Origin of the sequence: Legionella rubrilucens (genome assembly GCF_001468125.1) — a bacterium.
GTDB lineage: Bacteria > Pseudomonadota > Gammaproteobacteria > Legionellales > Legionellaceae > Legionella_C > Legionella_C rubrilucens.
The window spans coordinates 39,700-64,482 of record NZ_LNYT01000004.1 but is presented as its reverse complement, the minus strand read 5'-3'; the positions used below and the strand labels follow the sequence as shown (position 1 = coordinate 64,482).

Genomic DNA, 24,783 nt, shown 5'->3' with positions numbered 1-24,783 from the left:
GTCAACCGCCATATCGTGGTTGACCTTGAACAGGCCTTGTTAAAAACCCAATGGCTCAACCAGTGGTTGCAATAATTGCGCACAGTAGTAACCCATTTTGCCGAGATCCCGGCTGATGTCACCCGTTTCGGTGTCCTTATGGCTGGCATAAGAAAAAACAAGCGGCTGGTGTTTATTGGCAACGGCGAGTGAATGCCCTCGCCGGTAATGGGTTTTTAACTGCTTGTAGTAGAACAACTCATGGTAGCAGGCCGGATGATAAAGACTCTGCCAGCCGGCAAAACCCTGTTTGGTTATCCAGGTAAGCGAATAACTTTGATCAAAGCGCCACAAATGCCGGCTGAAGAGATTAAATTCAAGCGCCGGCGTAGAGGACAGGATAAGCAGTTGCTGCTGCGGGCTGACGAAACCTATGGCGAGATGATCCACGTCATGCAGGCCCAGCACATCATTAAATACACGCGCGCTGCGTTGTCTGCAGGCAAACAACACCTCCAGAAGTTGGGGATGGGGTGTTATTGAATTGCAGCCGGTATTCATGAGGTTCCCGTGACGCCCGTGTTATTGGTTGAAGTAATTGGCGGAAGACAGGGCGAGATCAATGATCTTTTTTGATTGCTCCTCCGAGGCGCTGATCAGACTGACATCATTGACCAGATTGGTCAGAAAGGCCGCGGTATCTTCCGTTTCGGCGGCATTATATAAAGCCTTAGCCTGTAAAAAAATATAGTGAAGTAGTTTCTTGTCAATTGTCAGTTTTTGCGCATTTTGCGAAGGGTAAGGCTCGCCAAAAAGCAGCCACCCTGGTGAGGTGTTTAATTTTTCAGCCAGTTCAATCAGCTTGATGGGCTCAGGAATGGCTTCTCCCCGCAGGTAGCGCCGGCAAATCTGTAAGGAGTAACGGGTAATTTCGGCCAGTTGATGAATACAGACGCCGGAAGTCGAACGGGTAGAGGTTAGGCCGGCGCTTATCATGGCCTCCTTCAGACGGCAGGCGAATTGTTTGGCTAAACCGGTTTTATCCATGCTTGAACTTCAATGGTAAAGGAATGAAGTGTAGCAAAGCTTGACTTTGGCTGTAAATCATAACCAAACGAAACTGATGGTTTCGTTTGGAAATCAATGGTTGACAAATCGGGGGTGTTTGCTACCATTGCCGCGAAACCCAGTGTTTCGAGTCCAGCAGAAGGGAGGATGCAGGGAGCGCCTTACCTTCCAGAACGAAGTGGTTTAACCATAGCGGTTAACCTCGCCAAGCCGGGCCTTGGGGCCTGGCTTGTTTTCACGGGATAAGAGCGGTAGTGAGATGAAAATAATGTTTGCTTTGTCGAGATAGCTTTTATATAATCTCCGCCATTCGCAAATAGTGACGAATTCTAGGCACGTAGCTCAGTGGTAGAGCACCACCTTGACATGGTGGTGGTCGGTGGTTCGATCCCACTCGTGCCTACCATCTTAACCCTGCTTTGCAGGGTTTTTTTTTGGGTCTTGCGTCTGACAAAAAATGGATGGGAAATGGTCCAGTGACCGTATGTAAAACCCGATTGCTATCGATCCCTAAATTCAGTATAAATGAGAGCCTGGTAGGGGGAAGGAGAACAACATGCCAAACATTAAACTGCCTGATGGTCAAATAAAGCATTTTGAACAGGCTGTTTCTGTCTTTGATGTGGCTAACAGCATTAGCCCGGGTCTGGCTAAAGCCACGCTTGCCGGCAAGGTGAACAATCAATTAGTCGATACCAGTTTCATCATTGAAAACGACAGTGATTTGCTGTTAATCACCGACAAACAGGAAGAAAGTCTGGAGGTTATCCGCCATTCGACTGCCCACCTGCTTGCCCAGGCGGTGAAAAGTTTATTCCCCAGCGCTCAGGTTACCATCGGTCCGGTGATTGAAGACGGTTTTTATTACGATTTCGCTTTTGGCCGTCCATTTACTCCGGACGACCTCGATCGCATCGAAGCTAAAATGGCCGAGTTGGCCAAAGCCGATTACCCGGTCACACGACGGGAAATGCCGCGTGATGAAGCCATTGCCTATTTCCGTAGTATAGGCGAAGAATATAAAGCAAAAATCATTGCCGACATCCCTGCCGGTGAAGTGATTTCCCTTTACAGACAAGGCGATTTTGAAGATCTATGCCGTGGTCCGCATGTGCCTTCTACCGGCCGTTTAAAAGCGTTTAAACTCACCAAGGTGGCGGGTGCCTACTGGCGCGGTGATGCCAATAATGAAATGCTGCAGCGCATTTACGGTACGGCCTGGGGTGATAAAAAAGCGCTGGAAAGTTACCTGCATCGCATTGAGGAAGCCGAAAAGCGCGACCATCGCAAACTGGGCAAGGCTCTGGATTTGTTTCATTTTCAGGAAATTGCTCCGGGAATGGTATTCTGGCACCCGAAAGGTTGGACAATTTATCAAATGCTTGAGCAGTACATGCGCGAGCGCCTGCGTCATTTTGGGTATCAGGAAATCAGAACACCTCAATTGGTGGATAGAACATTGTGGGAGAAATCAGGCCACTGGGATAATTTCCGTGACGAGATGTTTGTCACCGAGACGGAAAATCGTCATTACGCAGTTAAACCCATGAACTGCCCCTGTCATGTTCAGGTCTATAATAATGGTTTAAAAAGTTATCGGGATTTGCCCTTGCGCTTTTCCGAATTTGGCAACTGTCACCGTTGCGAACCTTCCGGCTCCCTGCATGGTTTAATGCGGGTACGCAACATGGTGCAGGATGATGCACATATTTTTTGTACGGAAGAGCAAATCCAGTCGGAAGTGGCGATGATGCTCGAGCTGGTTCAATCGGTTTATGCTGATTTTGGTTTTAATGAAATCAAGTACCGTCTTGCGCTGCGTCCTGAAAAGCGGGTAGGCAGTAATGCCGTTTGGGATAAAGCGGAAGGTGCTTTGCAGGAAGCGATGCGCAGTCGCGGCATTACCTGGGTTGACGCGCCGGGAGAAGGGGCTTTTTACGGTCCGAAAATTGAATGCTCGCTGGCTGATTCATTAGGCCGTATCTGGCAGTGTGGTACAATTCAGGTTGATTTCTCCATGCCGGATCGCCTGGAGGCCAGTTATGTGGCTGAGGATGGCAGTAAAAAAACACCGGTCATGCTGCACCGGGCTATTTTAGGTTCGTTTGAACGCTTCATGGGCATTCTCATCGAACATTACGCTGGGAAGTTCCCTTTATGGCTGGCGCCGGTCCAGGCGATGGTGCTGACCATCAGTGAAAAGCAGGATGCTTTTGCCACGAAAGTTACCGAAATTTTGCAAAAACAAGGTATTCGTGCAAATTTTGACTTGAGAAATGAGAAAATAGGCTTTAAAATTCGCGAGCATACTCTGCAAAAGGTTCCCTATTTGCTGGTTATAGGCGACAAAGAAGTCGAAAGCGGCTCTGTTGCTGTCAGGACTCGTGAAGGAGCTGATCTGGGAGTCATGAGTATTGATAAAATTGGCGAGACTCTGCAGCAGGAAATCGCTGCGAAGAGCCGCATGTAAACCCAAGTTTGGAGGATAAGACCATTAGTGTAACAAACAAGCGTGATAATGATCGCGCACGAGTTAATGAACAGATCAATGTACCCGAAGTACGTTTAATTGATGCTGATGGCAACCAAGCAGGTATTATTTCAACGCGTGAAGCGTTGCGCGCAGCGGAGGAAAGCGGTTTAGATTTGGTGGAGATTTCACCGACTGCCAAACCTCCTGTTTGCCGCATCATGGATTATGGTAAATTTCTCTTTGAGTTGAGTAAAAAACAGGCTGAAGCACGTAAAAAGCAGAAGCAGATTCAAGTTAAAGAGCTGAAATTCCGTCCTACGACGGAAGATGGGGATTATCAGGTCAAGCTACGCAACCTGATACGTTTCCTAAATCATGGGGACAAAGTCAAAGTCACGCTGCGGTTCCGTGGTCGTGAAATGGCTCACCAGGATATTGGTATGAAAATCATGGAGCGTTTGCAACAAGACACCGCCGAATACGGCGTGGTTGAACAGCAGGCGAAACGTGAAGGACGCCAGTTATTGATGGTGTTGTCGCCTAAGAAAAAGTAGAGTGGTTTTCTGACGTCCGGGATGTAATCACCCCAATTGTCCAGCAGTCACTTCATCGTGTATGTAGCAAAATAAAAATGCGGAGTATATTTTTATGCCTAAATTAAAGTCACATCGTGGAGCGAGCAAACGCTTCCGTAAGACAGCGAGTGGTTCTATCAAGCGTCGCGGCGCTTACAGGAATCACATCCTCACTAAAAAATCCACCAAGCAAAAGCGCCATTTGCGTGTTGCGTCCGGTCGTTTGAAAGATTGTGATGCCAAGTTGGCCGCTCGTATGTTGCATGGTAGTTAAGGGGAGGATAAAAAATGCCAAGAGTTAAACGTGGTGTGACTGCGAAAGCCCGTCACAAAAAAATATTAGATCAAGCCAAAGGGTATTACGGTGCCCGGAGCCGGACCTATCGCGTAGCCAAGCAGGCCGTTATCAAAGCGGGTCAGTATGCTTACCGTGACAGACGTCAGAAAAAACGCCAGTTCCGTGCTTTGTGGATTACCCGTATCAATGCCCAGGCGCGTGAGTGCGGTATTTCTTACAGCCAATTGATTAATGGTTTGAAAAAGGCCGCAATCGAGCTGGATCGTAAAATCCTCGCCGATATGGCTGTTTATGATAAACCTGCATTTGCAGCTCTTGCTGAGCAAGCGAAAGCCGCCCTTGCAAAATAAACTGAGTGTTTGTTGAATAACGAGGAGGCTTTTGCCTCCTTTTTTACATGTAGGCAAAATCATGCAAGATATTATCGAGTTGCAGCAACATGCGTCGGAAGCCATCCGCCAGGCCCAGGATATCAATGCGCTGGAAGGGATACGTGTTGACTATTTGGGTAAAAAAGGTCGGCTTACAGAAATTCTGAAAGGATTAGCCGCTCTGCCGCCCGAGGAAAAACCGCGTGTTGGTCAATTGGTTAATCAGGCGAAGCAAGCCATCAGCGCGCTGATTGAAGACAAGATGCTGGCATTGAAAGAAGACCTGCTTCAGAAAAAACTCGAATCAGAACGCATTGATATCACCTTAAAGGGTCGGCAGCCCAAGTATGGTTCTCAGCACCCGGTCACCCAGGTTAAGCAATTCATTAATGATTACTTCAGCCGATTGGGTTTTGATATTGTCAGCGGCCCGGAAATTGAAACTGAATTTTATAATTTCGAAGCATTGAATATTCCTGGACATCACCCCGCACGCGCGATGCATGATACCTTTTATTTTGGTGATGGCCATTTACTGCGTACTCATACGTCCCCGGTGCAGATTCGCACCATGGAAACCCGTCAACCGCCCCTGCGTCTTATTGCGCCCGGACGCGTTTACCGTTGTGATTCCGATTTAACGCACACCCCCATGTTCCATCAGGTTGAAGGATTGCTGGTGGATAAGGAAGCGACTTTAACCGGACTACGTGGCCTACTGCATGATTTCTTCGCCGCTTTTTTTGGCCGCGAACTGGCTTTACGATTCAGGCCGTCTTATTTCCCTTTTACAGAACCTTCAGCGGAAGTCGATATCGAATGCACCCAATGTTCTGGAGCGGGTTGCCGTTCCTGCAAATTCACTGGCTGGCTTGAAGTCTTAGGCTGCGGCATGGTGCATCCTAATGTGTTGGCTGCGGTGAATATTTCACCCGAAGACTATCAGGGATGGGCATTTGGTATGGGTATGGACCGATTGGCCATGCTGTATTTTGGCATTGACGATCTGCGCATGATGTTTGAAAACGATTTAACCTTTTTAAAGCAATTCTAGTCGTTGCCAAGCTCGGCAACGGATGGAAAGTCTCCAAACAGTGGACAGGTATTGACGATGAAAGTTAGTGAATTATGGTTACGTGAATGGGTAAATCCTGCAAAAAACGCAGAAGAACTGGCTGCACTTTTAACAATGGCAGGTTTGGAAGTCGACGCAGTCAATCCGGTTGCCGGGGCTTTTGATAAAGTCATTGTGGCGCAGGTGAAGCAGACGACGCCCCATCCGCAGGCCGATAAGCTGACTTTGTGCGAAGTGGATACAGGCAGCAAGCGGCTTAAAGTGGTTTGCGGTGCCTCCAATGTCCGCACGGGCTTAAAGGTGGCTTTAGCCCAGGTGGGCGCCACACTCCCGGGAGGATTGACCATCAAGGAATCGACCCTGCGCGGTGAATTGTCACAGGGCATGCTGTGTTCTGCTGCTGAGCTTGGGTTGGCGGATGCGTCAGAAGGCATCATCGAATTGGATGAGGACGCGCCTATCGGACAGGACCTCAGAGACTACCTGATGCTTAATGATCAGGTACTGGACATTGATTTGACGCCTAACCGTGCTGATTGCCTGAGTGTGTTGGGGATAGCCCGTGAGGTAGCGGCCATCAGTCGATTACCCTTAAAAAAACCGGCTGCGGCCCATTGCCCGCCCGCCATGGATGAAGAAATCAGCATTGAACTGCTCGACAGGGAAGGTTGTCCGCAATATTACGGCCGCGTTATCCGCGGTATTAACCCCCAGGCGAAAACGCCTTTGTGGATGCGTGAAAAACTTCGCCGTTCAGGAATTCGCGCCATTCATCCTGTGGTTGATATCACCAACTATGTGATGCTGGAACTTGGACAACCCATGCACGCATTTGATTTAAAACTGGTCGAGAGCGGCATCCGGGTACGTAAGAGTCAGAAAGGGGAGGTGATTGAGTTACTCGATGGTCAGCAGGCCGAACTGACGGGCAATGAACTGGTCATTGCCAATGCCAGTCAGCCGGTGGCTATTGCCGGAGTCATGGGCGGCGCTCACAGCGGTGTGACAGAAGAAACCGTGGATATCTTTTTGGAAAGTGCTTTCTTTAATCCGGTTACCATTGCTGGCGTTGCGCGGCGTTACGGTTTGAGTACGGATTCCTCCCAGCGTTTTGAACGCGGTGTGGATCCCGCTTTACAAGGCTTAGCCATCGAAAGGGCTACCGAATTGTTGCTGAATATCACAGGAGGAAAGGCAGGTCCGGTATCGCGGGTCAGCCAGGTTGAACATTTGCCGCAAAACAAAGTGATTGAATTGAAACCCGGCAAGGTCAAACAATTGACTGGCCTTGAGGTGGGGCCCCAGGACATGTTGGACATGCTGCAGGGATTGGGCATGACGGTTGATCATCAGGGCGCTGTCTGGAAAGTGACCCCGCCGACTCATCGTTTCGACATGCGGCTGGATGTCGATCTGATTGAAGAAATCGTGCGTTTATACGGTTATGATCGGATTCCCGGCGATAAAATGATTACCACCGTGCAGGCTGGCGTCATTAACCCGCTGGAAACCCTGAGCAAGCAATTGTCACAGTTTTTTATGGCTCGCGGTTATCATGAAACCATCAGCTACAGCTTTGTTGACCCTGAATTGCAGGCCGCCCTTTATCCGGCCAATGAGTTCATGAACCTGCTGAATCCCATTTCTTCGGAACTGTCGCAAATGAGGGCAGGCATGTGGCCTGGCCTCATCGCATCGATGGTGTACAACATCCATCGCCAGCAGCCAACGATTAAATTTTTTGAAAACGGCGTTGTTTTTGATGTGAAACACGGCAAGCTGACCGAGCAGGCTTGTTTTGCCGGTCTGTTAACCGGACAGAGTGGGGCGGTAAACTGGCTTGAGCAGACGCGTGCTTTTGATTTTTATGATGCTAAAGGGGATTTGGAAGCGCTGTTTGCTTCGCTGCATCTCAAGGACATTGCCTTTCAAAAAGCAGATCATGACGCGCTTCATCCCGGTAAATCAGCCCATATCATGCGGGATGGGAAAGCCATCGGCTGGTGCGGTGTGCTTCACCCCCGATTGGCACAGGCGCTGGATGTTAGCGACGAAGTCATTCTGTTTGAGCTGACATTGGCAGCGCTTGCTCAGGTGGCGCCAGTCAGGTATCAGCCGATTTCGAAATTCCCGCAAATCCGCCGTGATTTATCCCTCCTGGTCGATGAACAGGTCTCTGTGGCTGCCATTGAAGCCCTGATTCAGAGTACCGTTGCCAACGGCTGGCTTAAATCATTTGATGTGTTTGACGTCTACACCGGCGATTCAATCCCGGCTGGCAAGAAAAGCATTGCGATCGCACTGACCCTGCAGGATGATAAGCGCACCCTGATTGATCATGAGATCAATGAGATAATCAGTGCTATAATCAAAAAACTGGATGAGAAATTTGCTATAACATTGAGGGAGTAATCGTGAACGCTCTAAGTAAAGCAATGATCGCAGAAACATTATGCAATGAATTGGGGCTGCCTAAGCCGGAAGCCAAAATCATGGTGGAACAGTTTTTTGAAACCATTCGCCATGCCTTGGAAAACGGCAGGCATGTGAAACTCTCTGGTTTTGGTAATTTCACCCTGCGCGACAAACCGCAGCGTCCAGGCAGAAACCCCAAGACCGGGGAAGAAATTCCAGTGGTTGCCCGAAGGGTAGTGACCTTTAAACCCGGGTTGAAGTTAAAAACAAAAATTGAAGAACGAGGCAAGTAACCCTTGAATCATTACACCCGACATGTTTTTCTGTGCACCAACCAGAAGCCGGCAGGTAAAACCTGCTGCGCCAATCACGGTGGTGAGCCTTATTTTGCCTACCTGAAAGAGAAATTGCTGGAACTTGAAGTCCACGGTCCAGGCAAGATCCGCGTCAGCAAATCCGGGTGTCTCGGCCGTTGCAGCTTAGGCCCCTGCGTTGTGATTTACCCCGAGGGCGTGTGGTATACCTATTCATCATTTGAAGACATAGATGAAATAATTGATACTCACTTGCTGAAGAATGGCACAGTGGACCGACTGTTAATTCAGGGTTAAGGAGTTTGGTTATACCTTGCATCCTGTTTACTGATCCAGTGTCTGCTTTTCGGTCTGGATTTTACCCCAGATTAAACCCAATACGGCTGCTGTAAATGAGCCAATTAATACCCCAAGCTTTGCCGCATTTTGTAGATTGTGATCCTCAAAGGCCAGCATTGTAATAAAAATAGACATAGTAAATCCTATGCCAGCAAGAAGACCTACTAGCGTGATACCTTTCCAGGTCACATCAGGCGGCAATTGGCCCCACCGCATCCGAACAGAAATCCAACTCATGCTCAGAATGCCAACTGATTTTCCTATTACCAGAGCAATGACAACGCCAAGAATAATTCGTATTTCATGATCACCAGAAAAAGACTTGCTACTTATGCTCACACCAGCATTGGCTAATGCAAATAATGGCATGATTATGTAAGCAACCCAGGGATGCAAAGCCTTCTGAACACGAACAACCGGGGGCAACAATTCACGCTGTGCGAGCTTAAGCTTTCGAAGCGAGCGGGCCAACTTGTGTTCGTATTCCATTTTTATATTTTGACCAGTGAGTTCGTTTGCAATACGGGATAGAGTATCCAAAGGGCGCTCCGGCATGGGGACTGATACGACGGGTGTCATTAATCCAAGAACAACACCAGCGAGAGTGGGGTGGGCACCGGTGATCAGCATCCCAGTCCAGATAATGGCTCCGGGAATAATGTAACCAAAGGCGGAGCCGATGCCAATGCGCTGAAAGCCCAGTACCAGCATGATGCCAAAACCAGCTATCAGAAAACCTGTGTAATCCAGGCCGCCGGAATAAAACAGGGCGATAATAAGTACAGCAATAATGTCGTCAATGATGGCCAGGGTTAGCAGGAATATGCGAATATTTCCCGGTATAGAGCGTCCCAGCAATGCAAGCATACCCAATGCAAAGGCTATATCGGTGGCTGTTGGAATCGCCCAACCATTTCGCAGAATCGGCTGAAAATTAAATCCTAGAAAAATCAATGCAGGTAAAACCACTCCCCCCAGCGCTGCAATAACAGGAAGTATCGCCTGCCTCCTATCGCTTAATGAACCTTCATGAATCTCACGGCGTATCTCCATTCCCACTACGAGGAAGAAAAAAGTCATTAGGGCATCATTGATCCAAAAATGCAGGGAGTGAGAAAATTCAAATTGACCTAAACGGATTGAGAGAGGGGTGTGCCAAATACGTGTATAGCTTGCAGCAAAAGGTGAATTAGACCATACCAATGCGATAGCTGCTGCGATGAGCAGAACAATGCCACTGGCGGCTTCGATGTGTAGAAAGCGTTCGATTGAAGCGAAAGCACGCGCTGCTAAAAGTTGAGTACGAGGCAACTCAGCCTGCTTACGTGGGGTTTTCATGCTCATAAATTGTGTCAATCCTTGAAATCAGCAGCCTTGCATAAAAACGGGGTATATCGCATAAGACGGTCTGACTCATGCTATCAAAGATCCCGTTATTCGCCTAGTGACGGTGGTTATGAAATCAAATGTGTCAGCCGCACAATGTTAAATGAACGAGTATGATATTTATGTCGTTACTCTCAACCGGGGGTCTATAATCAACCGTCTGTGCCCCTGCCAACAAGACTCAGTGCAAAAAATTTGCATTCCTGTGCGCTGCACCAAGAAAACAGGACTTGAAAAATTATTCATAGTTGAGTATTCTTCGAAGGTTTATAAGTATTGTTTTCTTCCAAATTGTATTCAAATCCAGCTGCTCCAGCGGGGCGTCTGCGACGAGGTTGTGTCGGAGTTAAACAAGAACTTTTATTATTGATGACCATTAATTACAAGTTTTATTTGTAATTGACTTGTAGGTTATTGCAGTTTTGGTTAAAATCGCCCGTCCAAGATTGAAAGATTACCAATGTAGGCGGTACGGAGTTAATTAATGAAGACATTTAGCGCCAAGTCTCACGAAGTCAAACGTGACTGGTACGTAGTCGATGCGAGTGATAAAACACTAGGTCGCCTGGCTACTGAAATTGCACGTCGCTTGAGAGGCAAGCATAAGCCTGAATATACCCCGCATGTTGATACAGGCGATTATATCGTTGTAACAAATGCTGAAAAGGTGACAGTCACAGGCCGAAAATTCAAAAACAAGATGTATTATCATCACACCGGTTTCCCCGGTGGTATCAAGTCAGAATCCTTCGATAAAATGCAGGCCCGCAAACCCGAGCGCATTATCGAACTGGCTGTTAAGGGCATGCTGCCTAAAAATCCTTTAGGTAGAGAAATGTATCGAAAATTAAAGGTTTACGCTGGCAATGAGCATCCCCATGCTGCACAACAACCTAAGCAACTAGAGATTGAGGAATAAGTATTATGGCTGAAATGCAGCAATACTATGGCACTGGTCGTAGAAAAAGTTCAACGGCTCGTGTGTTTTTACGACAGGGCAAGGGTGAAATCAAGATTAACAATCGCAAGCTGGAAGAGTATTTCGGCCGTGAAACGTCTTGCATGATCGTTCGTCAGCCTCTTGAGACAGTTGATCAATTAGACAATTTTGATCTTTACATTACAGTAACCGGCGGCGGTATCTCTGGTCAGGCCGGTGCTATTCGCCTGGGCATAGCCCGTGCATTGGTCGCTTACGATGAGGAAGGTCTGGCGGAAGACGCAGAAGCCAACCCCAATTCTTACCGCAGAAAATTACGCGCCCGCGGATTGCTGACTCGTGATTCACGTCGTGTTGAACGTAAAAAAGTGGGTCTGCACAAAGCACGTCGTGCTACCCAATACTCAAAACGTTAATACCGATTTTAACCCCGCTTCAGCGGGGTTTTTTTTTAGTCGTCTTTTTTCAATTCATCAACTGGTTTAATCCATCCCCCATGTGTTCTCCGATTGGCAGGGTGAGCAGCGGAGTGCCGCAGCGTGTCAGCGAACCTGTGATTCTGTCACTTAAGCTTAGGATGTCTGGACGGGCATTTCCAAATGTCTAATTCTTTGATATAACAGAAGATACATTACCTGCTCCTCACTGCAGGCAGCATTTCAGGGAATTTGAACAGGACGATAGCCGTGACAGATACCAGCATACCCGGTCACACTGAACCCCCTAATGAAGTCAATGAAGAAATCATTGACGAGCAGCGCCGAAAATTTCTTTTGACCAGTACGGGCATACTTGGCGGAGTGGGCGTGGCCTGTGCGTTAACCCCCTTTGTTTCATCCTGGCTTCCCAGTGCCAGGGCGCAGGCCGCCGGGGCGCCGGTTGAGGTCGATTTGAGCCATCTTGAACCGGGTCAGCAAGCCACGGTGGAATGGCGGGGAAGACCGGTGTGGATCATCAGACGGACGCCGGAAATGCTTAAGCAGCTGGATAATCATAATGAACAATTACGCGATCCGGACTCGCTGGTCGATCAGCAGCCGGAGTATGCCAAGAACAAATACCGCGCCATCAACCCGGAATACCTGGTGCTGATTGGCGTGTGTACGCACCTCGGCTGTTCACCCAAATACACGCCCGATGAAAATACCCTGGGTCCTGATTGGCCGGGCGGCTTTTATTGCCCCTGTCATGGTTCAACGTTTGATCTGTCCGGACGGGTATTTAAGGGGGTTCCTGCTCCCATTAATCTGGAAGTGCCGCCATACCGCTTTGTCAGCGAGCGTGTCGTTATTATTGGTGAAGATGAAAAACAAGGATAATCAAGCATGGGCGCTTTTTTAAACTGGATAGACGCACGTTTTCCTCTCATCAGCACGTGGAAACACCACGTCAGTGAGTATTATGCTCCAAAGAATTTTAATTTTTTCTATTTTTTCGGTTCGCTGGCTTTATTGGTGTTAGTCAATCAAATTGTCACCGGCCTGTGGTTAACCATGTTTTATACGCCCAGTTCCGAGCAGGCTTTTAATTCCGTGGAATACATCATGCGCGAAGTCAATTACGGTTGGCTTTTGCGTTACATGCATTCGACGGGTGCGTCGGCTTTTTTCATTGTAATTTACCTGCACATGTTTCGCGCCCTGCTGTATGGGTCTTATCAAAAGCCCAGGGAATTGCTCTGGCTAATTGGCATGGTGATTTTTATTCTGCTGATGGCCGAAGCTTTTTTTGGTTATCTTTTACCCTGGGGACAAATGTCTTATTGGGGGGCGCAGGTCATTACCTCGCTGTTTGGGGCGATTCCTTTTGTTGGGGAAACGCTGGCCACCTGGCTTCGCGGTGATTTTAACGTCGCCAATGCAACCCTGCAGCGCTTTTTTGCTCTGCACGTGATTGGTGTTCCCCTGCTGCTGGTGATTCTGGTTTTTCTGCACATGGTGGCTTTGCACAAGGTCGGTTCCAATAATCCGGAAGGAATTGACATCAAGAAACACGTGGATGAGGAAGGCAAGCCCCTGGACGGCATTCCTTTTCATCCTTATTACACCGTCAAGGATCTGGTGGGTGTGATTGTCTTCTTAATTGCTTTTGCGGCTGTCGTCTTCTTTATCCCGGAAATGGGCGGTTATTTTCTGGAGCATGCCAACTTTGCGCCGGCCAATCCGATGGTGACGCCCGAGCATATTGCTCCTGTCTGGTACATGACGCCTTTCTATACCATTTTGCGGGCCATACCGAATAAATTATTAGGTGTTGTTGCCATGGGGGCTTCCATCGTCATCCTGTTTTTTCTGCCCTGGCTTGACAGAAGCCCTGTCCGTTCCATGCGCTACAAAGGCAACCTGTCGCGCCTGGCCTTAGCGGCATTCATCGTTAGTTTCATCGTCTTGGGTTACCTGGGTACGGTGATTGTGACCCCGCTTAAGCAGACAATCGCTTTTCTCTGCACGGTCATTTATTTTGGCTACTTTTTATTGATGCCCCTGTATACCCGTTTTGAAACGCACCGCACTGTCCCTGACAGGATAGAGAGATAATCATGAAAGGACTATTGACCGTATTGTTAGTGTTGTTCATTTCGGTAAGCCATGCCTCGGTTGGCCATGAAGTGGCATTAAAGACCTTCGACCTCAACGTGCAGGATGAAACCCGTTTGCAGCGCGGTGCAAAATTGTACATGAATTATTGTTCCGGTTGCCATTCTTTACGGTTCATGCGCTATAACCGCATGGCGCATGATCTGGGGTTGACTACCTTTGACGGTGAATTGGACACCGACTTACTGTTCAGTAATTTAATTTTTACTCAAGCCAAAGTATTTGACCCCATCCAAATCAGCATGCCGCCTGAAGACGCCATGCAATGGTTTGGTATTGTTCCGCCTGATTTGTCGTTGAGTGCAAGGGAAAAGGGACCGTTTTGGATTTACACCTATTTGACCAGTTTCTATGCGGATAAAACCCGGCCTTTCGGTTCAAACAATTTATTAAAACCGGACGTGGCCATGCCCAATGTGCTGGAACCTCTGGCAGGAAAAATCATTGCTGTGGATGATAACAATAACCCGAATCTGACAACCATCTCGCATCTTCTGCAAGTGGAAAAAGGCGAGATGAATTTGGCAGAGTTTGAAAGTGCTGTTCAGGATTTGGTGACTTTCTTAGCCTATGTATCAGAACCCGCCCAGTTGGTGCGTTATGATATCGGCAAGGGCGTTCTGATTTACCTCGTTGTTTTTCTGGTATTGGCCTACCTGCTCAAGAAAGTCTATTGGCGTCGGTTGCATAAGTGATTCATTTGAATAAAAATTGTCCAAAAGAATAAAATTATGTAGTAATCGGCAATCATCCGACAAATTGTGATAAAATGCTTGCCTTTGAGCGCAATTAGGCGTGAACTAACGATTGACGAGGAGTTGCTGATGGCTATTGTAGCGAAGCGTACAATTATGTCTTTGTATTCAGATAATGATGATGTATACAGTCATCAAGTCCGAATCGTTTTAGCCGAAAAAGGGGTCAATGCTGAAATTTTACTGGCAAAACGTGACGAGCCATCTTCCGAATTATTAGCGGTTAATCCTTACGGTACTGTTCCTACGTTGCTGGATAGAGAACTGGTATTGTATGAAGCCAGAATTATTATGGAATACCTGGACGAACGTTTCCCTCATCCTCCGCTGTTACCCGTTTACCCTGTCGCGCGTGCTGAAGCCCGTAAAATGATGCACCGCATTGAGCAGGATTGGTATCGACTCATGCAGGACATCCGAGCCGAAAACCATGCAGATGAAGCCAGAGCGCTGCTTCTGGAAAGTTTAATCAGCCTGGAGCCGATTTTTAATGACAAACCCTATTTCCTGAGCGACGAATTTTCGTTGCTTGATTGCGCCCTTGCACCTCTGCTTTGGCGTCTTCCCCAAATGGGGATTGATGTGCCTGCCAAATCAAAGGGCTTAAATGCCTACATGCAGCGCATCTTCAAACGCGAGTCGTTCCAGTTAAGTTTAACGGATACCGAGAGGCAGCTAAGGGCAGCATAATCATGAGCTTGAATATGACTCCGAACAAGCCGTATTTAATTCGAGCTATCTATGACTGGATAGTGGATAACAATTTAACCCCTTATATTCTGGTTAATGCCGATTATCCGGGCGTTCAGGTTCCTGTCGCTCATGTGAACAATGGGCGTATCGTTCTTAACATTTCGCCGCAGGCATGCCGAGGTTTGCACCTGGAAAATGATCGGATTGTGTTTACCGCCCGGTTTTCAGGGCAGACTGTGCAGATTTTCGTAGTCCCTGCCGCAGTGATTGCTATTTATGCCAAAGAGAATGGCCGTGGTATGGAGTTTGGTGTTGAAACCAGTGAACCGCCTCCTTCCCCGCCAATGGGCAAAATAGAACATCGGGGAAAAACCAAACCTGCGTTAACCTTGGTCAAAAAAGACTGATTCTTAAAAGGAGTCTGCCATGACCAGCCCTGCCCATTCATTGTACACGACCCGACAAATCCGTCTCTGTGAAAGCGAGGCGATTAATCGCCTCGCCATCTCGGCAGATGAGTTAATGGAAAGAGCCGGGCAGGCCGCTTTCCGGTGCCTGAAAAACAACTTTCCTTCAGCGCGAACCCTTACGGTTTTTTGTGGTGGCGGCAACAATGCCGGCGATGGCTATGTTCTGGCCCGATTAGCACAGGCCGGGGGCTATCGCGTGATTATTCATCAATACCGTGCCATCGAACAGCTGCCTGACACAGCACGTCACGCGGCCTTGCGGACTGTAGCGGCCGGCATTATCTGTCAGGATTTGGACGAGCCCATCGATGAAGAAACGGATGTGATTATCGATGCCTTGCTCGGTATCGGATTACAGGGTGAGGTGCAAGGTCCCTTAGCCCTTGCCATTACCCAAATCAACAGCAGCGGTTGCCCCGTTCTGGCACTCGATATTCCCTCGGGTTTAAACAGCGATACCGGTGAAGCAATGGGGGTTTGTGTGAGGGCGTCGGCCACTGTCACGTTCATTGGCAAAAAAATAGGTCAGATGACGCTGGATGGTCCTGACCATTGCGGTGCTCTTTTTGTGGATACGCTGCAATTGGAAACCTGCCTTTCCTCCCTGGTTCCAGAGGTAGAAATCCTGGATGGCCAACAATTAAGGTCATTATTAACACCACGGCCACGCAATTCACACAAAGGTCTGTTTGGTCACGTGTTGATCATTGGCGGCGGGCCTGGCATGCCTGGGGCGGTTTGCCTTGCCGCTTCTGCCGCTTTGCGAGCGGGGGCAGGCTTGGTGACTGTGGCGACACGTCCGGAACACGCCGTGATGATTCCTGCTGCATTCCCCGAGGTGATGGCGGCCGGCATTGATGATGTCCACGAGCTGTTGCCGCTGCTTGCCAAAGCGACGGTTTGTGTAATTGGACCTGGCCTCGGGATGGACGAATGGGCTGTTCATCTGTTTAATCTGGTCATTGCTTCGCAATTGCCCATGGTCATTGATGCGTCAGCCCTTCATCTTCTGGCCCAAAACCCGCAACACGATGACAACTGGATATTAACACCGCATCCCGGAGAGGCGGCTGCCCTGTTAGGATTAAGCACAGCGGACATCCAATGTGATCGTTGTGAGGCTGTTTCGCAGATTCAACAACGCTATGGCGGTAATGTTGTTCTTAAAGGCGCAGGCTCGTTAATTAAAACCGATAAAATGGAAACCTACCTCTGTGCAGCGGGCAATCCTGGCATGTCGAGTCCGGGAATGGGCGATGTATTAAGCGGTATTCTCGCCGCATTGGTGGCTCAGGGATTGTCCTTAAGCAATGCCCTGAAACTGGGCGTGCAACTGCATGCGCAGGCGGCAGATCGGGCTGCTCTGAAGCAGGGTGAACGAGGCTTGCTGGCCAGTGATCTTCTCCCCTACCTGCAAAGGCTGGCGAATCAAAAAGAAACCGATGTATGACTGCACAACGCTATTACCTTGCCGATGAAAATGACACCATGGCGCTGGCTTTCAGACTGGCCTCGTGTTTGACATTTCCGCTGACACTCACGCTAAGCGGCGAAATCGGCGCAGGCAAAACCAGTTTTATGCGATCCCTGCTACGGGCTTTGGGGGTGACGGGGGCGATTAAAAGTCCGACGTTTTCTCTGGTTGAGAGTTACCCGTGTCAGGACTTGTCAATTCACCACTTTGATCTGTATCGTATTCATGATGAGGCCGAATTGGATTATATTGGCTTCAGGGAATTTTTTACTGAGCGGTCGTTTTGTTGTATCGAATGGCCAGAACGGGCGCCACACAGTTTGGTGCATGTGGATATACATGGTTTGTTAGCAATAAAAGGGGACGGGCGTTTAATGAGTTTGTATGCATCAACCGTCGCTGGAGAAGCGATATTAACTTGCCTGGCGGACCAACAATGAAAAGCAGAATACTTGTTTTATTGAGTTTGTTACTCCTTTGCGCGACTCACGCCATGGCCGCACGCCTGCAATCCGTGCAAGTCAAACAGCAGGCGGGTAAGACGTCGTTGTTTTTCACCTTAGACAGTGCGATCGCCCATAAAGTATTTACATTAACCAACCCTGATCGTGTGGTGGTTGATTTTGAAAACACGAACCTCGCTTTTAATCTGAACCAACTCAATCTCAATAACGAATTAATCAAACTGGTGCGAAGCGGCCATCCTAACCCACACACGCTGCGGCTGGTGTTTGAAGTGCGTGATGCCGTTAAACTGCGTGCCAACCCGTGGAAAGGGGGCAAGCATGCTTTTGCACTGGATATTTCTGCCAATGGCGTTAAGCCTTATACCCCGCCGAGTGTAAAACCACTCGCTGTGTCTCGCCAACCGGTAAGCAAACCGGTGCCTGTACGCAACATGCCTAAAAAACCCTTGAGGGATGTGGTCATTGTTCTTGATCCCGGTCATGGCGGTAAAGACCCGGGGGCCAGTGGGCCGCACCGTACAGCGGAAAAAAACATCACTCTGGCCATTGCCCTTAAGTTAAAGCAAATCATCGACAGACAACCCGGGATGCGGGCTGTATTGACCCGCCGCGGCGATTATTATGTCGGTTTGCGTGAGCGGCTGAACATTGCCCGCCAGTACAATGGCGATGTGTTTGTTTCCATTCACGCGGATGCGTTTATTAATCAGCAATCGAGCGGTGCCTCCGTTTTTGCCCTCTCGCAACGCGGCGCCACCAGTGAAGCGGCACGCTGGTTGGCGGAGAAGGAAAACTATTCGGAATTAGGCGGCGTTAATCTCAAGGATCTCGATGACCAGAGCGGCCTTGTGCGGGAAGTGCTCATTGATTTATCGCAAACGGCAACCATTGGTGCCAGCCTGCACATGGGCGAGCGGGTTTTACGCAATCTCAATACCGTCACCAAACTGCATAATCACAAAGTGGAACAGGCACGGTTTATGGTGCTTAAATCACCGGACATTCCCTCCATTCTGATTGAAACAGGATTTATTTCAAATCCAAGAGAGGAGAAAAACCTGACCGATTCACGTTACCAAACGCGTTTAACGCAATCCATTTTCCAGGGGCTTAAACGCTATTTCTGGGACTATCCGCCGCACGGCAGCCGCATTGAAGCCATGTCCGGCAACAGCCTGCACCTGGTTAGACGGGGTGAAACCTTGCCTTCCATCGCGTCTCAATACCACGTGTCCATGACCGCTTTAAAAAATGCCAATCATTTATCAGGAAATCAGGTAAGAGCCGGCCAACGTTTGGTTATTCCTTCATCATGGTCGTAAGGATTAAAGAACTACCCATTACCGTGGCTAATCAAATCGCGGCGGGTGAGGTGATTGAGCGTCCAGCATCGGTGGTGAAAGAATTACTGGAAAATGCCTATGATGCAAAAGCGGATACCATTCATGTGGACATTGGTTTTGGCGGTTTGAATCAGATAAAAGTCAGTGATAACGGCTCAGGCATTGTCGCTGATGATTTGCCCTTGGCCATTGCCCCTCACGCCACCAGCAAAATCAGTCAACTGAATGATCTTTACATGATCCACAGCATGGGATTTCGCGGCGAGGCGTTAGCCAGCATTGCTTCGGTCAGCCGTTTAAGCATTACCTCGAAAACGGCAGAGCAGGCGCATGCCATGCAATTGACGGCTGAAAACGGCATCCTGCAAATCAACCCCTGCGCCCGCAGCCAGGGCACGACGGTGGATGTGAAGGATCTTTTTTTTAATGCGCCGGTACGCAAGAAATTTTTAAAGAGCGAACGGCAGGAATTTCAAGCCATCGAATTGTTGATTAAACGGTTTGCCTTAAGCGCACCGCAGTTAGCCATTCATTTAACGCACAATGGTAAAAAGCACATCGACCTACCAGCGGCTAAGGACGAGCAGGGGACGTTGTGGCGCATCAGAAAAATCCTTGGCAAGGAATTTGTCGAACAGACGGTTTACCTGGACGTGGAGCATGCCGGTGTTGGCCTACGGGGATGGGTGGGCAAAGCGGATTACCAGCGCAATCAAAACGACAAGCAATGGGTGTATATTAATGGGCGAATGGTCAAAGACAAATTGATTCATCATGCCATCAAACTCGCCTTTGAACCGGTGCTTTATCCGGGAAAACATCCGGCCTGCCTGCTGTATTTAACCCTTAATCCGGCGGACATCGATGTCAATGTTCATCCCACCAAACACGAGATACGTTTTCAACAGCCGCGATTCATCCATGATTTTCTGGTATCTCAATTGCAAAAAGCCCTGGATCGATGTGAAAGCCCTGACATTGTTTTGCCAAAGGTGTTTGGCAGGAAAAACCCTGTCCCGCCGCTTCAGGAAAAGAGACCTGTTTTTTTGACGTCGGCCGCGATGCCCCCACCGACTGATCGTTCCATGCTGGCTATTGATGAGCAATTTATGGTGTTTCAAAGCGCCAGGGGTCAGGTGTATCTCGCGGATTGGCGAGCCCTGTATCGGGAGTGGCTGTTAAAGCAATTGGCGGTTCAACCCCTGCCCCTGGCTTTTCGCCCTCTGCTTGTACCTGTTCGTTACCAATATGAAAAAATAATAGACAATTTGCAGCAGCAGCGTTATAGTCAACTGCTCGGTCAAATCGGCATCCGGGTGGAGTGGTTTAACGAGTGCCAACTCCTCATTCAAACCCTGCCCGTGTTAACCCCGCATCTGGCCTTTAACGATTTTTTTTCCAGGTTGTTGAACGCACCCATGCCGACTGAGAGTGAATTAATTCATTTACTGACAGCGAGTCAGAAATTGCCTGAGCTTAACAGCAGCGTGCATGGCGATTTTAAAGACTTCCTGCATCAACAGGCCGAAACATTGGCCTTAGAGACATCATTCTGTAAACCCTTGTCTACTCTGTTTTGCCGGGAATTGCTGCATGCCTGAGACGGTGTTGTGTTTAATGGGGCCGACGGCCTCGGGAAAAACCGCCCTGGCCTGTGATCTGGTGGAACGGTTTCCTGTGGAAATCATCAGTGTCGATTCGGCGATGATTTATCGCGGCATGGACATTGGGACAGCCAAGCCAACCCCTGATGAGCTTCTGCGCGCACCGCACCAGTTGCTGGACATTCTTGATCCGCCCGACTCGTTTTCTGCCGCTGAGTTTTGTCAGGCGGCAAACCGTTTGATTGAGAGCATTCATGCCCGCGGTAACATCCCTCTGCTGGTTGGCGGGACTATGATGTATTTCCATGCCCTGCAACAGGGATTGTCCGATTTACCGGAAGCCGATGACGGATTGCGTCAGCAATTACTGAGGCAAGCCGAGGACAACGGGTGGGCGGCCATGCACCGTGAATTGGCCGATGTCGATGCCGTCGCTGCCGCGCGTATACACCCCAATGACACGCAACGGATCCAGCGTGCTCTGGAGGTTTTTTATTTAACGGGTAAGCCCTTGTCCCATTTTTTAGAGCAGGGAAAAGGCAGGCCGCGTCATCATTTTGTCAATTGCATTCTTTTTCCAAACGAGCGCGCCTGGCTGCATGAACGCATTGCTCTGCGTTTTGATGCCATGCTTAAACAGGGTTTTGTTGACGAAGTCAGGCAATTGCTGGAACGCTGGCCTCGGTTAACGCCGGCCAACCCATCGATGCGTCTGGTGGGTTACCGTCAGGCGTTGGATTATCTCGCTGGAAGGGATGATCATGAGCAGTTTCGCGACAAAGGCATTGCCGCGACACGGCAATTGGCCAAGCGTCAGTTAACCTGGTTGCGCGGTTGGCCGGACGGGTGTTTTTTTTCCTGCGACAAACCGGACATCACCGGCGAATTCATGGCAAAGCTTGCGGAAATATTGGATAATAGCCCGCAAAAAACGAATGATTATGAGGATAGACATGTCGGAAAATGAAAAAAAACAGCCTGCCTGCACTGAAAAAATGTATGTGGTTCATCCCTGTGATCTGCCTTTGAGCTGCCCCACGGATGAAATGCAATTATGGAATGCGCATCCCAAGGTGTATTTGCCCATTGAAAAAACAGGCCAGGAAGTATGCCCTTATTGCGGCTCCCGATTTTTGTTGCAAGATGATTAATTCCATTTGTGTCGTTCGTATTTCGGCCTTGGGTGATGTCTTAATGGCGGTGCCATTGATACGCACCCTGCAGGCTCATTATCCTCAAGCTAAAATCACCTGGGTTATCTGCCGCCCGGCCTATGATCTGGTTGAAGGCATGGATGGCGTTGAGTTCATCGTGATTCCCAAGCCCGATGCGTTTAAGGATTATTGGCAGTTCCGAAAACAAATGCGTCATCGGCAATTTGATGTCCTGTTGGCCATTCAATCCAGTTTTCGTGCCAACCTGCTTTACCCCTTTATTAAAGCGACGCGTAAAATTGGTTATGACCGTCTGCGCGCGAAAGATGGGCATGCCCTGTTTATCAAAGAAACGATTCCCCCAGGTCATGATCATACCCTCGACGGCTTTCTGCGTTTTGCGCAAGTGCTTGGTTTATCCTCCATGACTATTCGCTGGGATTTGCCCATCGCTGACGAGCAGGTGCAATGGGCGCGTGCGCATTTGCCTTCCCAGGGACCGATTTTATTGGTGAATCCCGCAGCCAGTAAACCCGAGCGCAGTTGGCTTATTGATCGGTATGTGGCAGTCATTAAAGAAGCACAGCAGCGATGGAACGTGCAGGTAGTCCTGACGGGCGGGCCTGGGGATTATGACCGGCAACTGGCAGATGCCATCTTACAGCAGGTTCACTGCATCGATTTGGTAGGTAAAACCCGGCCAAAACAGTTATTGGCGGTAATTCAACAGAGCCAGGCGATGCTTTGTCCCGATACGGGCCCCTCGCACATGGCGGCAGCAGTGGGTACTCCGGTTGTGGCCTTGCACGCTGTGACCAGTTCCAATGTCTCAGGCCCCTATACTTTTCGCCATTTGGCTGTCGATTGTTACCCGCAGGCCGTTACCGACGTGCTTAAAAAGACCGAAGAGACCAATGTCTGGGGAACGCATGCCCACGGGGAAGACACCATGAAATTAGTGAGTGTGGAAGCAGTGTTGGTTAAACTGGAACAGCTCTTTACAACGTATTACTCATTACCCTCAAATAAAAAAGCAGGAACCTAAGTTCCTGCTTATGGATGGCTGCTTTCTCTGCTTATTGACCGGTGCCTGTGCTGTTACCGCCATCCAGAGCCGATGAAGACAAGGATGGGCTGGGTTGAGCGGCACGTGCGTTTTGAATCAGCAGCATGGTGTTGGTTAACAGGATACGCTCCTGTTGCTGACGGCTTAAGTACATCTGGTAATTAATTTCTGCCAGAAGAATGGCAATCTCTTTTTGGACGGTCGCTGACGACGCTGTATTAATGCGCTGAATCCACTGCTGGTTTTCAGAACCGGAGGTCGTATTGGCATTGTATAGCCGCCAGGTGGCCATGTTGAATTCATTCAAAGCCTGGCTGCTTGTCTGTCCCTGATTTTGACCGGACGCAGCGCTTTGTTGCGGCATGCGCTTGGAGAGGATGTAATACAGGTTGCTGATGCCGACAGAGCTTTGTGCCGCATAAATGCGCAGGTTAGTCAGGTAGTTGGATAAAGTCGCCATGGCCTGATCTTTCATGGCCTGAGTCTGGTTGGGGTTATTCTTATCAACCGGTGTGGTGGCCGTGAGGTAAAGTTGGCTGTAGGCGTCACGGCTTGGCAATGTCAGAGGAGCCACCATGCCGGAGGCGTAGCGGATAAAATTAGTCGCCGTCTGCAATTGGTTGTTGGCCACCAGACCGCTGTTGCTGCCGGGTTGACTGGATGAACTGCCGGTACTGAATAATAACGGACCAAGCAAACTGTCCATACTCAATTGCGCCACTAAATTCTCGTTTTGTTTACCCAGAGGGAAAAAGCCTGTGCCTGGCGGTGTACCAATCACATTGATCATCACCTGGTTTTGTGAAATTACCGGTCCGCCGCCATTGTTGCCGGAATTGTTTTGGCCGGTGAAGCAATCGCCCTGTACATAACCACCATTTTGATCCATGCAGTAACTGGCATCGGGGGTTGACAGGATGTTTAGAATGGCCTGATTAACCGGATCCGCCTGGTAGGGGGTCTGATCGATTAAGTCGGAGACGGAGACGGTTGCATTCGAAGGCGAATTGTAACCGGGGAATGTTTTACTGGCGAAGTTTTGAAAAAGCGACTGATAAGTACTCATGGTGGCTGGGATTAAGGATGATTGACTGCCCTGATCCTGAGTAGCACCTGCGGTGCTGTTGGCTGGCAACAGCGCACCAATGTAGGAGGCCAGCAGATTAATCTGGTATTGGGAAGCAGTATTGGTGTCGATGAGGAAATTACTGAATGCGCTCTGGGTTTGATTCGGCTCCAGTTGGCATTGGCCGCCTACCGTGGGGCAGAATGAGTTTAAATCATACCCAAGGTATTCACCCAGTACTTTAAGGCGATGGGATAAACCATCAATGCTTTGCTGGTTATTGTCGTTGGGATTTTGGGCGCCGGCATAGGAGCTCAACACCAACAGACCGGGCAGTACAACGTGGCGTAACGTTTTTTTCATCATTCTTCCCCTTCAAGAGCGCGTGCAACAAGTTTTAAGCGATATTCAGAAAATACACGGGCAAGCAGGCGCAGCCGTTCAAATGTGATATTGCGCTTTAGAAAAAATCCGGCGGGGTCAAAGCTGCCGGCGCTGTTTTCCTCGGCGTGAATTAAAATGCGTGAGGCACTGCCCGGGTGGACAGTATCAATGGCCTGGAGCAAACGGAGACCGCGCCCTGCCTTGATATTACCCACCAGCCGGATAAAGACATCTTCCTGGCCCAGTACACCCAAATCGATTTTTTCGATGTCATCCAGCTCGGTTCCCAAACGGGTTAAAGCCTCTTCAAGAGCCGGGTCACCATCCAGGGTCCAGTCTTCGACACTTTCCATAAAAGTAATTACCCGATAGATCATCGGATCCACGTATTCAAACCAGTATTGAGCGGAGGCCTGGTGGCTGAGATCGGGCATATTTTACTCTTTTTTTACGGTGTTATGAATTGATGGACTGCGC

General features: G+C 49.1%; 28 protein-coding genes and 1 tRNA gene. 24 read left to right on the top strand and 5 right to left on the bottom strand.

The window, feature by feature from the left end:
- Positions 1 to 39: 39 nt before the first annotated feature.
- Both Lrub_RS14985 and Lrub_RS01635 read right to left on the bottom strand, forming a co-directional pair.
- Positions 40 to 540, bottom strand: a complete 501-nt coding sequence (locus tag Lrub_RS14985) for a hypothetical protein (protein ID WP_065235695.1) — start codon at positions 538 to 540, stop codon at positions 40 to 42.
- A gap of 21 nt (positions 541 to 561) precedes the next feature.
- Positions 562 to 1,026 (bottom strand): helix-turn-helix domain-containing protein, encoded by a 465-nt coding sequence (locus tag Lrub_RS01635; RefSeq protein ID WP_058530458.1) that lies wholly within the window; start codon positions 1,024 to 1,026, stop codon positions 562 to 564.
- A 96-nt stretch (positions 1,027 to 1,122) separates the two neighbouring features.
- On the opposite strand from Lrub_RS01635, the gene Lrub_RS14705 reads away from it, so the two are divergent.
- The 10 genes from Lrub_RS14705 to Lrub_RS01595 all read left to right on the top strand — a co-directional run bounded on the left by Lrub_RS14705 (position 1,123) and on the right by Lrub_RS01595 (position 8,865).
- Positions 1,123 to 1,293 (top strand): hypothetical protein, encoded by a 171-nt coding sequence (locus Lrub_RS14705; RefSeq protein WP_156413023.1) that lies wholly within the window; start codon positions 1,123 to 1,125, stop codon positions 1,291 to 1,293.
- An 85-nt stretch (positions 1,294 to 1,378) separates the two neighbouring features.
- Positions 1,379 to 1,453 (top strand) — tRNA-Val (locus tag Lrub_RS01630).
- A gap of 150 nt (positions 1,454 to 1,603) precedes the next feature.
- A complete protein-coding gene (thrS, locus tag Lrub_RS01625; protein ID WP_058530457.1) occupies positions 1,604 to 3,517 on the top strand; it encodes a threonine--tRNA ligase in 1,914 nt (637 codons plus the stop codon).
- Positions 3,518 to 3,540: 23 nt separating this feature from the next.
- Complete coding sequence (gene infC, locus Lrub_RS01620; protein ID WP_058526857.1) at positions 3,541 to 4,074, top strand: translation initiation factor IF-3; 534 nt, start codon at positions 3,541 to 3,543, stop codon at positions 4,072 to 4,074.
- A gap of 94 nt (positions 4,075 to 4,168) precedes the next feature.
- Positions 4,169 to 4,369 (top strand): 50S ribosomal protein L35, encoded by a 201-nt coding sequence (gene rpmI, locus Lrub_RS14480; RefSeq protein WP_082651407.1) that lies wholly within the window; start codon positions 4,169 to 4,171, stop codon positions 4,367 to 4,369.
- Positions 4,370 to 4,383: 14 nt separating this feature from the next.
- Positions 4,384 to 4,743 carry a 50S ribosomal protein L20 gene (gene rplT, locus Lrub_RS01615; protein WP_058530456.1) on the top strand — a complete coding sequence of 120 codons (360 nt, stop codon included), beginning with the start codon at positions 4,384 to 4,386 and terminating at the stop codon, positions 4,741 to 4,743.
- A 61-nt stretch (positions 4,744 to 4,804) separates the two neighbouring features.
- The gene (gene pheS, locus Lrub_RS01610) at positions 4,805 to 5,818 is read left to right on the top strand and encodes a phenylalanine--tRNA ligase subunit alpha (RefSeq protein WP_058530503.1); all 1,014 of its coding nucleotides are present in this window, start codon (positions 4,805 to 4,807) and stop codon (positions 5,816 to 5,818) included.
- A 57-nt stretch (positions 5,819 to 5,875) separates the two neighbouring features.
- Positions 5,876 to 8,251 carry a phenylalanine--tRNA ligase subunit beta gene (gene pheT, locus Lrub_RS01605; RefSeq protein WP_058530455.1) on the top strand — a complete coding sequence of 792 codons (2,376 nt, stop codon included), beginning with the start codon at positions 5,876 to 5,878 and terminating at the stop codon, positions 8,249 to 8,251.
- Between the two features lie 2 nt (positions 8,252 to 8,253).
- Positions 8,254 to 8,547, top strand: coding sequence for an integration host factor subunit alpha (locus Lrub_RS01600; RefSeq protein WP_058530454.1), 294 nt, complete (start codon positions 8,254 to 8,256; stop codon positions 8,545 to 8,547).
- A 3-nt stretch (positions 8,548 to 8,550) separates the two neighbouring features.
- Positions 8,551 to 8,865: a (2Fe-2S) ferredoxin domain-containing protein gene (locus Lrub_RS01595; RefSeq protein ID WP_058530453.1), complete on the top strand. Its 315-nt coding sequence runs from the start codon at positions 8,551 to 8,553 to the stop codon at positions 8,863 to 8,865.
- Positions 8,866 to 8,892: 27 nt separating this feature from the next.
- Here Lrub_RS01595 and nhaA read toward each other — a convergent pair whose 3' ends face one another.
- Positions 8,893 to 10,251, bottom strand: a complete 1,359-nt coding sequence (gene nhaA, locus Lrub_RS01590; RefSeq protein WP_058530452.1) for a Na+/H+ antiporter NhaA — start codon at positions 10,249 to 10,251, stop codon at positions 8,893 to 8,895.
- 526 nt (positions 10,252 to 10,777) lie between these two features.
- On the opposite strand from nhaA, the gene rplM reads away from it, so the two are divergent.
- The 14 genes from rplM (at position 10,778) to Lrub_RS01520 (ending at position 22,835) form a co-directional block, all read left to right on the top strand.
- On the top strand, positions 10,778 to 11,212 hold the full coding sequence (gene rplM / locus Lrub_RS01585) for a 50S ribosomal protein L13 (RefSeq protein WP_058530451.1): 435 nt from the start codon (positions 10,778 to 10,780) through the stop codon (positions 11,210 to 11,212).
- A 5-nt stretch (positions 11,213 to 11,217) separates the two neighbouring features.
- Positions 11,218 to 11,649, top strand: a complete 432-nt coding sequence (rpsI, locus tag Lrub_RS01580) for a 30S ribosomal protein S9 (protein WP_058530450.1) — start codon at positions 11,218 to 11,220, stop codon at positions 11,647 to 11,649.
- Between the two features lie 270 nt (positions 11,650 to 11,919).
- The gene (gene petA, locus Lrub_RS01575; RefSeq protein WP_237760726.1) at positions 11,920 to 12,552 is read left to right on the top strand and encodes a ubiquinol-cytochrome c reductase iron-sulfur subunit; all 633 of its coding nucleotides are present in this window, start codon (positions 11,920 to 11,922) and stop codon (positions 12,550 to 12,552) included.
- 6 nt (positions 12,553 to 12,558) lie between these two features.
- On the top strand, positions 12,559 to 13,770 hold the full coding sequence (locus tag Lrub_RS01570; protein WP_058530449.1) for a cytochrome b: 1,212 nt from the start codon (positions 12,559 to 12,561) through the stop codon (positions 13,768 to 13,770).
- The gene (locus Lrub_RS01565) at positions 13,770 to 14,525 is read left to right on the top strand and encodes a cytochrome c1 (RefSeq protein WP_420324337.1); all 756 of its coding nucleotides are present in this window, start codon (positions 13,770 to 13,772) and stop codon (positions 14,523 to 14,525) included. The genes Lrub_RS01570 and Lrub_RS01565 overlap by 1 nt, the downstream gene beginning before the upstream one ends.
- 129 nt (positions 14,526 to 14,654) lie before the next feature.
- The gene (gene sspA, locus Lrub_RS01560) at positions 14,655 to 15,275 is read left to right on the top strand and encodes a stringent starvation protein SspA (RefSeq protein WP_058530448.1); all 621 of its coding nucleotides are present in this window, start codon (positions 14,655 to 14,657) and stop codon (positions 15,273 to 15,275) included.
- Positions 15,276 to 15,283: 8 nt separating this feature from the next.
- Positions 15,284 to 15,685, top strand: a complete 402-nt coding sequence (locus tag Lrub_RS01555; protein WP_058530500.1) for a ClpXP protease specificity-enhancing factor — start codon at positions 15,284 to 15,286, stop codon at positions 15,683 to 15,685.
- 19 nt (positions 15,686 to 15,704) lie between these two features.
- Positions 15,705 to 17,198, top strand: a complete 1,494-nt coding sequence (locus Lrub_RS01550; RefSeq protein WP_058530447.1) for a bifunctional ADP-dependent NAD(P)H-hydrate dehydratase/NAD(P)H-hydrate epimerase — start codon at positions 15,705 to 15,707, stop codon at positions 17,196 to 17,198.
- Complete coding sequence (gene tsaE, locus Lrub_RS01545; protein ID WP_058530446.1) at positions 17,195 to 17,662, top strand: tRNA (adenosine(37)-N6)-threonylcarbamoyltransferase complex ATPase subunit type 1 TsaE; 468 nt, start codon at positions 17,195 to 17,197, stop codon at positions 17,660 to 17,662. The genes Lrub_RS01550 and tsaE overlap by 4 nt, the downstream gene beginning before the upstream one ends.
- The gene (locus Lrub_RS01540; protein WP_058530445.1) at positions 17,659 to 19,011 is read left to right on the top strand and encodes an N-acetylmuramoyl-L-alanine amidase; all 1,353 of its coding nucleotides are present in this window, start codon (positions 17,659 to 17,661) and stop codon (positions 19,009 to 19,011) included. The genes tsaE and Lrub_RS01540 overlap by 4 nt, the downstream gene beginning before the upstream one ends.
- Positions 19,002 to 20,633 carry a DNA mismatch repair endonuclease MutL gene (mutL, locus tag Lrub_RS01535; RefSeq protein WP_058530444.1) on the top strand — a complete coding sequence of 544 codons (1,632 nt, stop codon included), beginning with the start codon at positions 19,002 to 19,004 and terminating at the stop codon, positions 20,631 to 20,633. Before Lrub_RS01540 ends, mutL begins: the two co-directional genes overlap by 10 nt.
- Positions 20,626 to 21,603, top strand: coding sequence for a tRNA (adenosine(37)-N6)-dimethylallyltransferase MiaA (gene miaA / locus Lrub_RS01530; RefSeq protein ID WP_058530443.1), 978 nt, complete (start codon positions 20,626 to 20,628; stop codon positions 21,601 to 21,603). Before mutL ends, miaA begins: the two co-directional genes overlap by 8 nt.
- Positions 21,590 to 21,787: a zinc-finger domain-containing protein gene (locus Lrub_RS01525; RefSeq protein ID WP_058530442.1), complete on the top strand. Its 198-nt coding sequence runs from the start codon at positions 21,590 to 21,592 to the stop codon at positions 21,785 to 21,787. Before miaA ends, Lrub_RS01525 begins: the two co-directional genes overlap by 14 nt.
- Positions 21,780 to 22,835: a glycosyltransferase family 9 protein gene (locus tag Lrub_RS01520; RefSeq protein ID WP_058530441.1), complete on the top strand. Its 1,056-nt coding sequence runs from the start codon at positions 21,780 to 21,782 to the stop codon at positions 22,833 to 22,835. The genes Lrub_RS01525 and Lrub_RS01520 overlap by 8 nt, the downstream gene beginning before the upstream one ends.
- Before the next feature lie 31 nt (positions 22,836 to 22,866).
- Here the strand turns inward: Lrub_RS01520 and icmX are convergent, their stop codons facing one another.
- Together icmX and icmW are read right to left on the bottom strand one after the other, a co-directional pair.
- Complete coding sequence (icmX, locus tag Lrub_RS01515; protein WP_082651405.1) at positions 22,867 to 24,288, bottom strand: type IVB secretion system protein IcmX; 1,422 nt, start codon at positions 24,286 to 24,288, stop codon at positions 22,867 to 22,869.
- Positions 24,285 to 24,740 carry a type IVB secretion system protein IcmW gene (gene icmW / locus Lrub_RS01510; protein ID WP_058530439.1) on the bottom strand — a complete coding sequence of 152 codons (456 nt, stop codon included), beginning with the start codon at positions 24,738 to 24,740 and terminating at the stop codon, positions 24,285 to 24,287. The genes icmX and icmW overlap by 4 nt, the downstream gene beginning before the upstream one ends.
- Positions 24,741 to 24,783: the final 43 nt, after the last annotated feature.